The organism is Bacillus cereus group sp. MYBK222-1 (genome assembly GCF_051916425.1).
GTDB lineage: Bacteria > Bacillota > Bacilli > Bacillales > Bacillaceae_G > Bacillus_A > Bacillus_A paranthracis.
Genome location: NZ_JBQAGP010000008.1, coordinates 57,339 through 71,531 on the forward strand (window position 1 = coordinate 57,339; position 14,193 = coordinate 71,531).

A 14,193-nucleotide genomic window follows, 5' to 3' on the forward strand; every position below is an offset into this window, starting at 1 on the left:
GCATCACCTCATGAATCAGTTAGATGGAATTTTTTGCTTATAAGTGCAATTTACACCTATCTGTTTTTAAAGTCAATACATTTGTTAGAAAATAGAAAAAAATAAAATATAGACTTGAAGTTTTATTCAGAATATTAGAAAATAATGAATAGGTTGAATTGTTTCAAAAACGAAAAAGGGAGTGTAGGTAAAGTGATTGATCAAAAATTCGATCCACTACAAGCATGGAAAAATGCTTATGAACAAACCGAAACATTTTGGGGAAAAGCGCTCAATGAAACAATTAAAACAGAAGAATATTCTGCTTGGATGGGCAGCGTTCTAGATTTGAATTTGTTTTATCAAAAAGCATTAAATGATACGACAAAAAATTATTTAGAGCAGGTAAATGTGCCTACGAAAGAGGATATCGCTAGAGTGGCTACGCTTGTTATTAACTTAGAAAATAAAGTGGATAACATTGAGGAGTTTCTAGAAGATAAGGTAGAGTCAGTAGGACAAGCTCCTACATTAAAGCGCGATGTTACGAAAGTAAAACAAGATATTCGCACATTAGAAACGAAAGTTGATCAAATTTTAGAATTGCTAGAAAAGCAAAATGCAGTACTAGCAAAACTACAAGAACCTGTAAAAGAAGAAGTAAAACCTACGAATAAGCCAGAAAATAAAAAGTGATAATAGCGCTTGTTTATAACATATGAAAGAGAAAGGGAGAATCTCTTTTCTATGTATAAACAGCGAAACATAATTATATAGGGACTCCATAGTATGAGTACCAAAATGATTCATAATAGTCGTTCACAAATTCATTTAAGGGGGAAAAGAAATGGTTCAATTAAATGGCAAAGTAGCAATCGTAACAGGTGGGGCAAAAGGGATTGGAAAAGCAATCACAGTAGCGTTAGCACAAGAGGGCGCAAAAGTTGTTATTAACTATAACAGCAGTAAAGAAGCAGCTGAAAACTTAGTAAATGAACTAGGAAAAGAAGGACATGACGTTTATGCAGTTCAAGCAGATGTTTCTAAAGTAGAAGACGCAAACCGACTTGTAGAAGAAGCAGTGAATCATTTTGGTAAAGTTGATATTCTTGTTAATAATGCTGGTATTACAAGAGATCGTACATTCAAAAAGTTAAATCGTGAAGATTGGGAACGCGTAATTGACGTGAACTTAAGCAGTGTGTTTAATACGACAAGCGCGGTACTTCCATACATAACGGAAGCGGAAGAAGGTAGAATTATTAGCATTTCTTCTATTATTGGTCAAGCGGGTGGATTTGGACAAACAAACTACTCAGCAGCGAAAGCAGGTATGCTAGGATTTACAAAATCATTAGCATTAGAGCTTGCAAAAACAAATGTAACTGTAAACGCTATTTGCCCAGGGTTTATTGATACTGAAATGGTAGCAGAAGTACCAGAAGAAGTACGCCAAAAAATCGTTGCGAAAATCCCGAAAAAACGTTTTGGTCAAGCTGATGAAATTGCAAAAGGTGTAGTATACCTATGCCGTGACGGTGCTTATATCACAGGTCAGCAATTAAACATTAACGGCGGATTATATATGTAATGAAGTAAGAAAAAAGTGCATATCCATAGCAGGAATGCACTTCTTTTTTTAGAAGGAAATTGACCAAAAAGGAGATAGAAAAATGACTACATTCGCAACAGAATGGGAAAAGCAATTAGAGCTATACCCAGAAGAGTACCGAAAAGCATATCGCCGAGTGAAAAGGGCGAGTGAAATTTTATTACGTGAACCAGAGCCACAAGTAGGATTAACGCCGAAAGAGGTTATTTGGACGAAGAATAAGACGAAGCTTTATCGCTACATTCCAAAACAAGAAAAAACACAAAGAGTCCCAATTCTATTAATATATGCTCTTATTAATAAACCATATATTATGGATTTAACTCCTGGAAATAGTTTAGTGGAATATTTAGTGGACCGTGGTTTTGATGTGTATATGCTTGATTGGGGCACATTTGGTTTAGAAGATAGTCATTTGAAATTTGATGATTTTGTGTTTGATTATATTGCAAAAGCAGTGAAAAAAGTAATGCGAACTGCAAAATCGGACGAGATTTCTTTACTTGGTTATTGCATGGGGGGAACGCTAACTTCTATTTATGCGGCACTTCATCCGCACATGCCAATTCGTAACCTAATCTTTATGACAAGTCCTTTTGATTTCTCTGAAACAGGATTATATGGCCCTTTATTAGATGAGAAATACTTCAATCTAGATAAAGCGGTTGATACATTTGGAAATATTCCGCCAGAAATGATTGATTTCGGAAACAAAATGTTAAAACCAATTACGAACTTTGTTGGTCCATATGTTGCTTTAGTAGATCGTTCAGAGAATGAGCGCTTCGTTGAAAGCTGGAGGTTAGTTCAAAAGTGGGTTGGCGATGGCATTCCGTTCCCAGGTGAATCATACAGACAGTGGATTCGTGATTTTTATCAAAATAATAAATTGGTTAAGGGTGAACTTGTGATTCGCGGACAAAAGGTAGACCTTGCAAATATTAAGGCGAATGTCTTAAATATTTCAGGGAAACGTGATCATATCGCCCTGCCGTGCCAAGTAGAAGCGTTGCTAGATCATATTTCTAGCACAGATAAACAATATGTATGTTTACCAACGGGACATATGTCGATTGTTTACGGTGGAACAGCGGTAAAACAAACGTATCCGACGATTGGAGACTGGCTTGACGAGCGCTCTAAGTAAAAATAAAAAATCCAACTAGCATATGTTAGTTGGATTTTTTTATGTAAAATAACAAAACATAGAAAGGAGAAATTTATATTTTAGGAGTATAATTATGAAGCTTATGATTGGTAAGTTGTTTTGGGATACAGGAGCTTCTATGCCTTGTTATCCATCGTTAGAAAATGATATGATATGTGATGTGCTTGTAGTTGGAAGTGGCGAAGCGGGTGCTCAAATAGCGTATTCGTTAGCGAAAATGGGAATGTGCGTTACACTTATTGAAAAAAATATGATTTCATGTGGCAGCACAGCTGCTAATACAGGGTTATTACAATTTCTTCATGATAAATCGTTAACCTCACTTATCCATACAGTTGGCGAAGAAAAAGGGGTGCGAGCATATAAGCTTTGTTACGAAGCGTTACGAACAATGGAGAAAGTTGTACCGACTCTCGATATCGATCCCCAGTTTATTCCGCGAAACAGTTTATATTATGCAAGTAAAAGTGAAGATGTCTCATTTTTACAAGAGGAATACAAAACGTTACAGAATTATGAGTTTCCAGTTGAGTATTTTACAGCATCTGATATTAAGGAACGGTATCCTTTTACAAAACAAGCGGCATTATATACACACGGTGATGCTGAGGTAAATCCGTATTTATTAGCGCATAGCCTTTTGCATAAAGCAAATCAAATGGGTGCTACTATATATGAACATACAGAGGCCATACATATAAAAAAACGTCAAAATGATTTAATTTGTTATACGAAAACAGGAAATCAAATTGTAGCAAAGAATATTATTATGGCGACGGGTTATGAAGCACTTTTTGGAAAGAAAGAAAAAAATACAATAGTAGAAACTTCTTATGCAATTGTAACAAATGAAATAGATCAGTTTGAAGGTTGGTATGAGCGATCATTAATTTGGGAAACAGCACGGCCGTATTTATATTTTCGAACGTATAAAAACCGTATTATTGTAGGCGGATTAGATGAAGCAATGCAAATTCAAACAATCGGTGATACGAAATTATTGCATAAGCGTGATGTCCTTATTAACATTATAAAAGAGATGTTCCCGCAGTATAAAGATATACAGGCAGACTACTATTGGGCGGCAGCATTTAGCGGTAGTCATGATGGTCTCCCTATTTTAAAAGAAGATAATAAGATACATAATTTATTTTATGCATTGCCATATGGAGGTAATGGAACTGTGTATGGAATGGTATTTGCTAAAATATTTGAGCAGTTATTTACAAATAAAGAAAGTAAAGATTTTTCTTTATTTAATCGATAGAAAAAAGGTAGCGAAGTGATGGAATGAGAGATATAAAAAAGTTTTTACAAAAATTACGCCCTGTACAACTCATTGTTCTGTTTTATTTATTAGCGGTAGTTGTATCGGTGATATTGCTTAGTTTACCGTTTGTTACGAAGCCTGGTGTCAAATGGACATTTATAGATGCACTTTTTACATCGGTTAGTGCGGTAAGTGTTACGGGCCTGTCTGTTGTTACGATTTCAGATACATTTACTACGGCAGGAATTATTATTTTAGCCCTTATTTTACAATTGGGCGGCTTAGGAATTATGGCGTTAGGTACATTCGTTTGGATTATAACAGGAAAAAAGATTGGTTTGCAGAGAAGAAGACTCATTATGGCAGACCATAATCAAGGGAATTTATCAGGTCTTGTAGAATTGATGCGTTCTATTTTAATTGTAATTATTTCAATAGAGCTTATTGGAGCGATATTATTAGGTACAAGATTCTTACTTTACTTTCCAACTTGGCAAGAAGCTTATTTTCACGGTTTTTTTGCAGCTGTTAGTGCAACTACGAACGGCGGATTTGATTTAACAGGACAATCGCTAATTCCGTATAAAAAAGATTACATTGTTCAAATGATTCATATGTTACTTATTATTTTAGGAGCAATCGGCTTCCCTGTATTAATGGAAGTGAAACAATTCCTTAGTAAAAGGAGACAGCAACTATTTCGTTTTTCGCTATTTACAAAATTGACGACAACAACATTTTTTGCGCTCGTGGTCGTTGGAACGATTATGATTTTTTTACTAGAACGAAATCATTTTTTAGCAGGAAAGTCATGGCATGAAACAGTTTTCTATACACTATTCCAATCTGTGACGACGCGAAGCGGGGGACTTGCTACAATGGATATACTTGAATTGTCACAACCGACGCTTTTATTTATGAGTATATTAATGTTTATAGGAGCATCTCCAAGTTCGGTTGGGGGCGGGATACGTACAACGACATTTGCTGTTAGTATATTGTCACTATACACTTTTGCAAGAGGCGGGAGAACGGTTAGAGTCTTCAAACGTCAGCTACATGAAGAGGACGTGCTGAAAGCATCTGTCGTTATGACAATGGGGATTTTATTATGTGCCACAGCACTATTTATTTTATCTATTACGGAAAATGTACCGCTTATGAGTTTAATTGTTGAAGTCTGTTCTGCTTTCGGGACGACAGGACTATCGACAGGTATTACGCCAGATTTAACAACTGTTGGTAAACTTGTACTCATTGTACTTATGTTTATCGGGCGTGTCGGTATTTTAACATTTATACTAGCTAGTGGCGGAAGAGAACAGCCACCTCGCTATAAATATCCGAAAGAGAGAATTATTATTGGATAGTATGAAACCATTCTACCTAACATAGGTAGAATGGTTTTTTAGTCATTAATGCCAAATTGCGGATGCATAAAAGTATCCTTCTTATTATCTCCTTCTTTTTTTAGTAACTCTTGATTTTCTTCTGAAATCCAACCAATATCATTTGTAGGATGGATCCATTCTTCTCCAGCCATAATGGCAGGATCTACATCATCACTCCAATTGTGAAGTGGACTGTTCTCGGAATCATATTTACTGTCTCCGATTACGACGTCATATTGATTTATGAAAGGTTGTTGCATCTTCTTTCCTGTTCCTTTAAAAGATGGGAAATTCATTTGATGCGGGAGCGTTTCGTCTAAAATGGGTGACTGGATTTTATCTTTCTTCTTCAAAATAAGAGCTCCTTTTTATTATGATTTCTTCATATGTAGTATTTCCATCTAACAGTTCTTATGTACTTGTTAACACTTGCCAGTAATAATTATTTTAGCTTGCTTCAAACTAGAGTAGAAAGTGAATTTTTGAGAGCAGGTGAATGTATTGGTAAAAAGAAAAGTGAAACAAAATGCGGCAATCAACAATAATAAAACTCCGAAAGAAAGCTTACCAGATGCAGAATTTGCATTAGAGTATGAAGGAGAAAATAGCGCGAAGTATGCAAATCGTAATTCAAAAAAAGGTAAACAAAAGTGAGGCGTTTTTTACAAACGCCTCATTTTTTTGTGGGATTATAAAGGTTTTTTTAATTATTTGTAAATTTAGTGTTCATTATTAGCAGAAAAATGCGAAAAAACATAGAAGTAGCAACGTATTACACAAAAACAAACAACAAACAAAAGATTAATGTTGGTTTAATACTGCTTTTACACTAGTTGTTTATATTTGAGTTGTACATAAGATTTGTAAAAGGAGAGAGAGACAGTGAAAAAAACAATCTTTAAAGCTGTAGCAACTGGAATGGTATTTTCGTTATTAATGGGGTGTGGTGCAAAGAAAGAAGAAAGTGCTGGGGCAAAAGTAAAAGGTGATAAATTATCTGGATCATTAACTGTTTACACAGCAATTGAAGAAGAACTTGTACCAATTTATCTTGATTCTTTTAAAAAGAAATATCCAGATGTGAAGCTGAATATTGTTCGTGATTCAACTGGAGTTATTACAGCAAAATTGCTAGCTGAAGGAAAAAATACACAAGCAGATGTTGTATGGGGAACTGCAGCTTCAAGTCTATTAGCTTTAGATAAAAAAGATATGTTAAAAGGATACTCTCCAAAAGGAGCGGATCGCGTTTTACCGCAATTTAAAGATGATAAACAACCAGAAAAATGGGTAGGAAATACTGCATTTATGACGGGGGTTGCTATAAATAAAGAAGAATTAAAGAAGAAAAATTTACCGATGCCAGAATCATACGAAGACTTAACGAAACCAGAGTATAAAGGAACGCTTGTTATGCCACATCCAGCATCTTCTGGAACAGGATTTTTAACAGTTTCTGCATGGTTACAAATTATGGGTGAAGATAAAGGCTGGGATTACATGAAGAAACTTCATGATAATATGGCAACTTATACTCATTCAGGTTCAAAACCAGCGAAATTAGCGGGGGCGGGTGAATATCCAGTTGGTGTATCGATGGTTTATAGTGCTTTGAAAGAGAAACAAAAAGGTGCACCAGTTGAAGTTGTATTGCCAAAAGAAGGATTAGGTTGGGAAGTAGAAGCGAACGCACTTATTAAAAAAGATAATGAAAAAAATGAAAAATTAGCGCAAGCATTTTTAGATTGGGCAATTACTGATGATGTAATGAAGTTATACTTCGAGAAAAATGGATTTGCGACAATTAAAAATGATTATAAACTTCCAGACGGATTCCCTAAAGATGTGACGGAAAAGTTATACAAAAAGAACGACTTTAAGTGGGCAGCAGAAAATCGCGACAAAATTTTAGAAAAATGGGAAAAAGAGTTTGGTCAAAAAGCAGAACCGAAAAAGTAAGTGAGTGGGAGAGAGAAAAAATGAGCGAATATTTATCAATTCAACACATTCAAAAACAGTTTGATGCATTTACAGCGTTAAAAGATATTTCTTTTACTGTGAAAAAAAATGAGTTTGTATGTTTATTAGGCCCAAGTGGTTGTGGGAAAACAACATTGCTTCGAATTTTAGCAGGGCTAGAAGAGGCGACAACAGGTAGTATAGCTGTGAATGGAAAAGATATTACAGCATTACCTCCTGGAAAGAGGAATTTCGGAATGGTGTTTCAATCATATGCATTATTTCCGAATTTAACAGCACTTCAAAACATTGAATACGGCTTAAAGACAAAAAAGTATGGAAAAGCAGAAGTAAAAGAGAAGGCGCTATCGGCGTTAGAACTAGTTGATTTACTGAATGTAAAAGATAAATATCCTGCTCAAATGTCTGGTGGACAACAGCAGCGAGTAGCACTTGCACGTGCACTCGCTCTGTCTCCGGATATTTTGTTACTCGATGAGCCGTTATCTGCTTTAGATGCAAAAGTACGTGAAAAGTTACGTAGAGAAATGCGTGATTTGCAAGAAAAAGTAGGAGTGACAACTATTATGGTCACGCATGATCAAGAAGAGGCATTAACGATGGCTGATAAAATTGTTGTAATGAATCATGCGGAAATTATGCAGATTGGCACACCAGAGGAGATTTACCAAAGACCAGCCAATCCGTTTGTGGCAGATTTTATTGGTTCTATTAATTTCTTTTCGAAAAATAACGAAGAACATGCAATTCGTCCGGAACATGTAACAGTCGTACAAAATAATGGTATGAAAACAATTGTAGAAAGCATGGAGTTTCGCGGATCTGTATACCGGACAGAAGTGCGCGTTATAGATGAGAAAACGCATCTATATAATGAGAAAATCGTTGTAGATATATTGGCATCAGAAGTAGAAAAAACAGCTATTAGGAAAGGAAAGCCGATTCAAATCTCTTTCTCAGAAAATCATATGTTGTCATATGGAAAGAAGGTTGTTGTATAGATGGAGATGTTAGAAAATTTAAAGGTAGAAAGTACGAAAAAAAAGATTAAGAGACGTATCGGTAAAGAAGAATGGATACAAAGACTATTAATTATTGGTATGATTCTTGCTTTTTTGATTATGCTTGTATTACCACTATTACAATTGTTTACACAAGCTTTTTATGATAAAGATGGAGCTTTCATTGGTGTTGCGAATTTCAGTAAATATTTCACAACCCCAACATTAGTTCAATCATTACAAAATACGATATGGATTTCGGGCGCGACAACAATTATTGCAGTGACACTTGCTTTCGCTTACGCCTATGCGATCGCTCGTACGAATGTATTTGGAAAGCGTGTATTTCAATATGTCGCGTTGTTACCATTATTCGCACCAACGATGATGCATGGTATCGCACTTACATATTTATTTGGTAATCAAGGATTAGTAACGAAAGGGATGTTTGGTTTATTTGAAGGTATACAAATCCCTTTATATGGACCAGTAGGAATTGTAATGGCTGAAGTCATGTATACATTTCCGCAAGCATTTCTTATATTATTAATTGCTTTCCAAGGTTCTGATTATCGTTTATACGAAGCTTCTAATATGTTGGGAGCGAGTAAAACAAAGCAATTTCTCACTGTTACTTTACCTAGTGTAAAGTATGGATTAATTAGTGCGATGTTTGTTGTGTTTACACTTAGTTTTACTGATTTTGGCGCACCAAAAATTGTTGGTGGGCAATATAATGTACTTGCTACTGATGTATACAAACAAGTAATTGGACAACAAAATATGCCGATGGGTGCAACTGTCGGAATGATTTTATTAATTCCAGCTATATTTGCATTTGCAGTTGATCGCATTACGCAAAGAAAGCAGGCAAATTTCTTATCTTCAAAAGCGGTGCCATATAGAATAACTTCTAATAAGAAAAGAGATGTAGTCTCGTTCATATATTGTAGTGTGATTACACTTATGATTATTCTTTTATTTGTGGCAGTTGGTATTGCGGCAAGTGTGAAAGTATGGCCATATAATATGAGTTTTACATTTGAGCATTTTAATTTTTCGAGTTTAACAGGAGATGGGCTTGAAGCATTTAAAAATAGTGTGATTGTCTCAGCAGTTACAGCAGTTATTGGGGCAATTTTAACATTTATGTTCGCATATGCGATTGAGAAAATAGATCAGCTAAAGTTTTTCCGAAAAACAGGCTACTTTTTCTCAATCGTACCTTTAGCAATCCCAGGTCTAGTACTTGGATTGGGATACGTCTTTTTCTTTAGTCAACCAACGATTCAAATACTTGGACTTTCAGTAACGAATCCGTTTCATTCTTTATATGGAACAATCGCTGTGTTAGTACTAGTCAATATCATTCATTTTTATTCTGTAACATTCGTTACGGCAACGACTGCTTTAAAGAAATTAGACCGAGAGTTTGAGCTTGTTTCGCAGTCGATGGGCATTCCGTTTTATAAAACATTCTTTAGAGTAACGGTACCGATGTGCTTACCAGCAATTTTAGAAATGGTCATGTACTATTTTGTAAATTCGATGGTAACTGTGTCAGCGGTTGTATTCTTATACGCAGCTGATTTTAAACTAGCGGCCGTCTCAATCGTAAATATGGATGATGCAGGAAATGTAGCGCCAGCAGCTGCAATGAGTGTACTTATTGTTGTTACAAATATTGTAGTAAGAGTTGTATATGAATGGGGAACGAAAGCACTTCGTAACCGAACTTCACAATGGCAAAAAAGATAAGTGAGAAGGGTGATGGATTGAATGAAAATAGAAGCAGTTATTTTTGATTGGGCAGGTACGACAGTTGATTACGGATGTTTTGCACCACTGGAAGTATTCATAAAAATTTTTCGTAAACGTGGTGTTAAAATTACAGATGAAGAAGCCCGTAAACCGATGGGATTATTAAAGATCGATCATGTAAGGGCACTAACAGAAATGCCTCGTATTGCGAACGAGTGGGAGCGTGTTTTCGGACATTTACCAACAGAAGCAGACATTCACGAGATGTATGAAGAGTTTGAAGAAATACTCTTTACTATTTTGCCACACTATGCCACGCCAATTGATGGGGTGAAAGAAGTGGTTGCTTCATTACGTAAAAGAGGCCTTAAAATTGGCTCAACAACTGGTTATACGAGAGAAATGATGGACATCGTTGCAAAAGAAGCAGAAATACAAGGATATAAACCTGATGTTCTTGTGACGCCAGATGATGTTTCAGCAGGCCGTCCGTACCCTTGGATGTGTTATAAAAATGCGATGGAACTTGGTGTGTATCCGATGAATCATATGATAAAAGTCGGGGACACAGTGTCAGATATGAAAGAGGGCAGAAATGCTGGTATGTGGACTGTGGGTGTAATTCTCGGTAGTAGTGAGCTCGGCTTAAGCGAGTGGGCAGCTGAAACTATGGATCCGGTAGAACTTCGTGAAAAAATGGAAGTAGTTCGAAAGCGTTTCGTTGAAAACGGGGCTCATTTTACAATTGAAACGATGCAGGAACTCGAAAGCGTAATGGAACATATCGAAAAACAAGAACTTATTATTTCATAAAAGGGGAATAGGATCATGACTGAAAATCACTACTTATTATTAACGCCAGGACCATTAACGACAACAAAATCAGTAAAAGAAGTTATGCTATACGATTGGTGTACGTGGGATGTTGAATATAATACGATGGTGCAAGAAGTAAGAGCTAAACTTGTATCGTTAGCGACGAAGGAAGAAGAGAGATATACAACAGTGTTAGTGCAAGGAAGCGGTACGTTTTCAGTTGAAGCAGTAATTGGTTCTGTTATTCCGGCAAATGGGAAGCTGCTCGTTTGTACAAATGGTGCGTACGGTAAGCGAATTGTACAAATGGCAGAGATGTTACATATAGATGTGGTGGTCAGTCAAACAGAAGAGTGGGAGCCTACTAATATTGTAGAAGTAGAAAAGATATTACAACAAGATAAAGATATTACACATATTGCAGTTGTTCATTGTGAAACAACAACAGGCATTATTAATCCAATTGTAGACGTATGTAAATTAGGTAAGCAATACGGAAAAGTAACACTAGTTGATGCAATGAGTAGTTTTGGTGGTATTGAAATAGATATCGCTGAGTTGCAAATTGACTTTCTAATTAGTAGTGCGAATAAATGTATTCAAGGGGTTCCAGGGTTCGGATTTGTTATTGCAAAGCGCGAAGAATTGTTGAAGTGTAAAGGGCAGGCACGTTCCTTATCTTTAGATTTATACGATCAATGGGAAACGATGGAAAATCAAAATGGGAAATGGCGTTTTACGTCACCTACACATGTTGTACATGCTTTTTATCAAGCTTTGCTTGAATTAGAAAAAGAAGGAGGAGTAAGCGCACGTTACAATCGATATTACAATAACCAAAAACTATTAGTGAATAGAATGGGGGAAATTGGCTTTAAGCCACTCGTAGATGAAAAATATCAATCTCCTATTATTACATCTTTCATTTACCCGGAAGGGAACTTCGAGTTTCAACAGTTATATAACGAGTTAAAACGCTATGGATTTGTTATTTATCCTGGGAAAATTTCAAAAGTAGATACATTCCGCATTGGAAATATCGGTGATGTACATGAGGCAGATATTAATCGCTTAGTTGATAGTATCGCTAAAGGAGTTGTTATAGGTTGAAAGTATTTTGCTTAGGTGGAGCAGGAAAAATTTGTCGTGAAGCAATTTTAGATTTAGTGCAATTTTCATCTTTTGAGACGATTACAGTAGCTGATTTTAATGAAGAAGAGGGCCTGAAAGTAGTAGAATGGCTCAACGATCCTCGTGTTGATTTTGTGAAAGTAGATGTAACGAATCACGGGGATACGGTTGCAAAAATGAAAGGCTATGACATTGTAATGGATGGTACGACAATTAAATTAAATGGATTGTCTACTAGATGTATTGCAGAAGCAGGTTGTCATGGTGTGAATTTGAATGGATTTGGTGAAGAAAATGAATTTCATTCTGTATTTGTTCAAAACGGAAAAACGTGTTTACCTGGTTTTGGTATGACGCCAGGTGTAACGCAAATGATGGCAATGCATGCAGCAAATCAGCTAGATACTGTAGAGTCAGTTCGTGTCAGTCATGGCTCGTATCGTCCAATTGCTTTTTCTGCATCCATTACAGAAACAACGACATATGAATATGATCCACATTTACCATCGCGTACAGTATATGAAGATGGTGAGTTTAAACAAGTACCTCCGTTTGCGCGTCCAAGAGAAATTGAATTACCGGCGCCTTATGGTAAGGCAATGCAGTATATCATACCGCATTCTGAAACGATTACGTTAGCAAAAGCATTAGAAAATAAAGGCGTTAAACTGATAGAGACGAGAGGAACTTGGCCAAAGCAAAATATGCAGCTCGTACGTGCTTTATATGATTATGGTATATTGCGTAATGATCGGGTTGAAATAAATGGGAAAGAGATTGGCATTATGGATTGTATTTCGAAGTATTTATTGCAATCGAAAGAAGGACAAGAAACAGAAATTTACGGTTATGCACTTCATGTAGAAGTAATAGGTATGAAAAATAATGAGAAACAAAGACGCGTATTATATCATACACACCCGTTATCTGACGGATCTGTTGTAGGATGGGAAAAATTAAGAGCTTATACGAGAAACGTCGGCATTCCATTTGGGGTTGCTACAGAGTTAATCGCAAAAGGGAATGTAAATAAAGTTGGTGTTGTGACACCTGAGGAAGCTTTTGTCAAACCACAAATTATTTTTGATGAACTAAAAAAGCGTGGTATTCATATTCATGAGGAAGTTTCTACTTACAAAGAAAGTTATAACTTTGTATAAGTAAGGCGGTTTATGGGGTAGAAATTAATGGGGTGAGGTTATGTCTGTAGTAGGTGAAGAAAGAAAGCGAACTATCCTTGAGAAGGTAGAGTTTAAAGGGAAAGTAAAAGTTTCAGAATTAGCGAGAGAGTTTGCTGTATCAACGGAGACGATTCGCCGTTATTTAGAAGAATTGGATCGTGAAAAAAAGTTGAAGAAAGTGTATGGTGGAGCCGTACAACTTCCGGGAGCTGGAATAGAGGCACCAATGTTGGAACGAGAGATGCTGCATATAGAAGAGAAGAAGAGAATTGGATATAAAGCAGCAACATTTGTAGAAGATGGAGATGTGATTGCGATTGATGACGGAAGTACACCACTTCAAATGGTACCATATCTTGTACATCGCAAAAATTTAACGATTGTAACAAGTTCATTTCCAGTAGCGACGCAATTAATTTCTTCTATTAATAAAAAGATGTTTCACGGTGAAGTTTTATTTATTGGTGGAAAAGTATCTCCAAAACATTCACGCGTATCAGGATCTATTTCACAGCAAGTAATCCAGCAATTTCATTTTCATAAAGCATTTGTTTCGATTGATGGATTATTACCTGGTTTTGGAGTTTCTAGTTTTGAATTAGAAAAGGCGAAACTGTCAGAAGCGATGATGAAATTAGCGGAAAAAACATATATTCTATGTGATCATACAAAGGTAGGCGTAAAAGGGAATTATCGAATAGCAGCATTTTCCCGTATTCAGCATGTTATTTGTGATAAAAAAATGCCCTATAGTTTTGAAGAGGAAGTTAAAAAACATAATATTCAATGGACAATTTGCTAAATACATTGAACTCCTACCCGATTTTAAGGTGGGAGTTCTACTGCCAGCAAACAGAGGGATAAAAGATTTGTATTTATGCAAAAAGTGGACACATTTTCTCA

General features: G+C 36.0%; 14 protein-coding genes. 13 read left to right on the top strand and 1 reads right to left on the bottom strand.

Annotated elements, in window-relative coordinates:
- Nucleotides 1-192: 192 nt before the first annotated feature.
- From phaR to ACTFR9_RS23900, 5 genes are all read left to right on the top strand, one after another.
- Nucleotides 193-675, top strand: coding sequence for a polyhydroxyalkanoic acid synthase subunit PhaR (gene phaR, locus ACTFR9_RS23880; RefSeq protein WP_000566940.1), 483 nt, complete (start codon nucleotides 193-195; stop codon nucleotides 673-675).
- Nucleotides 676-826: 151 nt separating this feature from the next.
- Nucleotides 827-1,570, top strand: a complete 744-nt coding sequence (locus ACTFR9_RS23885; RefSeq protein ID WP_000250412.1) for an acetoacetyl-CoA reductase — start codon at nucleotides 827-829, stop codon at nucleotides 1,568-1,570.
- An 82-nt stretch (nucleotides 1,571-1,652) separates the two neighbouring features.
- Nucleotides 1,653-2,738, top strand: coding sequence for a class III poly(R)-hydroxyalkanoic acid synthase subunit PhaC (gene phaC, locus ACTFR9_RS23890; RefSeq protein ID WP_000206335.1), 1,086 nt, complete (start codon nucleotides 1,653-1,655; stop codon nucleotides 2,736-2,738).
- Between the two features lie 94 nt (nucleotides 2,739-2,832).
- A complete protein-coding gene (locus ACTFR9_RS23895) occupies nucleotides 2,833-4,026 on the top strand; it encodes an NAD(P)/FAD-dependent oxidoreductase (RefSeq protein ID WP_076856619.1) in 1,194 nt (397 codons plus the stop codon).
- Nucleotides 4,027-4,049: 23 nt separating this feature from the next.
- The gene (locus ACTFR9_RS23900) at nucleotides 4,050-5,399 is read left to right on the top strand and encodes a TrkH family potassium uptake protein (protein WP_001204709.1); all 1,350 of its coding nucleotides are present in this window, start codon (nucleotides 4,050-4,052) and stop codon (nucleotides 5,397-5,399) included.
- A gap of 38 nt (nucleotides 5,400-5,437) precedes the next feature.
- Here the strand turns inward: ACTFR9_RS23900 and ACTFR9_RS23905 are convergent, their stop codons facing one another.
- A complete protein-coding gene (locus ACTFR9_RS23905; protein WP_000725962.1) occupies nucleotides 5,438-5,773 on the bottom strand; it encodes a DUF3905 domain-containing protein in 336 nt (111 codons plus the stop codon).
- Between the two features lie 148 nt (nucleotides 5,774-5,921).
- Here ACTFR9_RS23905 and ACTFR9_RS23910 point away from each other — a divergent pair, with 148 nt between their 5' ends.
- The 8 genes from ACTFR9_RS23910 to ACTFR9_RS23945 all read left to right on the top strand — a co-directional run bounded on the left by ACTFR9_RS23910 (nucleotide 5,922) and on the right by ACTFR9_RS23945 (nucleotide 14,092).
- Nucleotides 5,922-6,074 (top strand): hypothetical protein, encoded by a 153-nt coding sequence (locus tag ACTFR9_RS23910; protein ID WP_000240799.1) that lies wholly within the window; start codon nucleotides 5,922-5,924, stop codon nucleotides 6,072-6,074.
- A gap of 228 nt (nucleotides 6,075-6,302) precedes the next feature.
- Nucleotides 6,303-7,379: a putative 2-aminoethylphosphonate ABC transporter substrate-binding protein gene (locus ACTFR9_RS23915; protein WP_229136488.1), complete on the top strand. Its 1,077-nt coding sequence runs from the start codon at nucleotides 6,303-6,305 to the stop codon at nucleotides 7,377-7,379.
- A 20-nt stretch (nucleotides 7,380-7,399) separates the two neighbouring features.
- Complete coding sequence (locus ACTFR9_RS23920) at nucleotides 7,400-8,401, top strand: putative 2-aminoethylphosphonate ABC transporter ATP-binding protein (RefSeq protein WP_076856617.1); 1,002 nt, start codon at nucleotides 7,400-7,402, stop codon at nucleotides 8,399-8,401.
- Complete coding sequence (locus tag ACTFR9_RS23925) at nucleotides 8,402-10,159, top strand: putative 2-aminoethylphosphonate ABC transporter permease subunit (RefSeq protein ID WP_139303319.1); 1,758 nt, start codon at nucleotides 8,402-8,404, stop codon at nucleotides 10,157-10,159.
- 21 nt (nucleotides 10,160-10,180) lie between these two features.
- Nucleotides 10,181-10,975: a phosphonoacetaldehyde hydrolase gene (phnX, locus tag ACTFR9_RS23930; RefSeq protein WP_229136489.1), complete on the top strand. Its 795-nt coding sequence runs from the start codon at nucleotides 10,181-10,183 to the stop codon at nucleotides 10,973-10,975.
- Between the two features lie 15 nt (nucleotides 10,976-10,990).
- Nucleotides 10,991-12,088 (top strand): 2-aminoethylphosphonate--pyruvate transaminase, encoded by a 1,098-nt coding sequence (phnW, locus tag ACTFR9_RS23935; protein ID WP_229136491.1) that lies wholly within the window; start codon nucleotides 10,991-10,993, stop codon nucleotides 12,086-12,088.
- Nucleotides 12,085-13,269: a saccharopine dehydrogenase family protein gene (locus ACTFR9_RS23940; protein WP_000862152.1), complete on the top strand. Its 1,185-nt coding sequence runs from the start codon at nucleotides 12,085-12,087 to the stop codon at nucleotides 13,267-13,269. The genes phnW and ACTFR9_RS23940 overlap by 4 nt, the downstream gene beginning before the upstream one ends.
- Nucleotides 13,270-13,309: 40 nt before the next feature.
- Complete coding sequence (locus ACTFR9_RS23945; protein WP_000117661.1) at nucleotides 13,310-14,092, top strand: DeoR/GlpR family DNA-binding transcription regulator; 783 nt, start codon at nucleotides 13,310-13,312, stop codon at nucleotides 14,090-14,092.
- Nucleotides 14,093-14,193 lie beyond the last annotated feature (101 nt).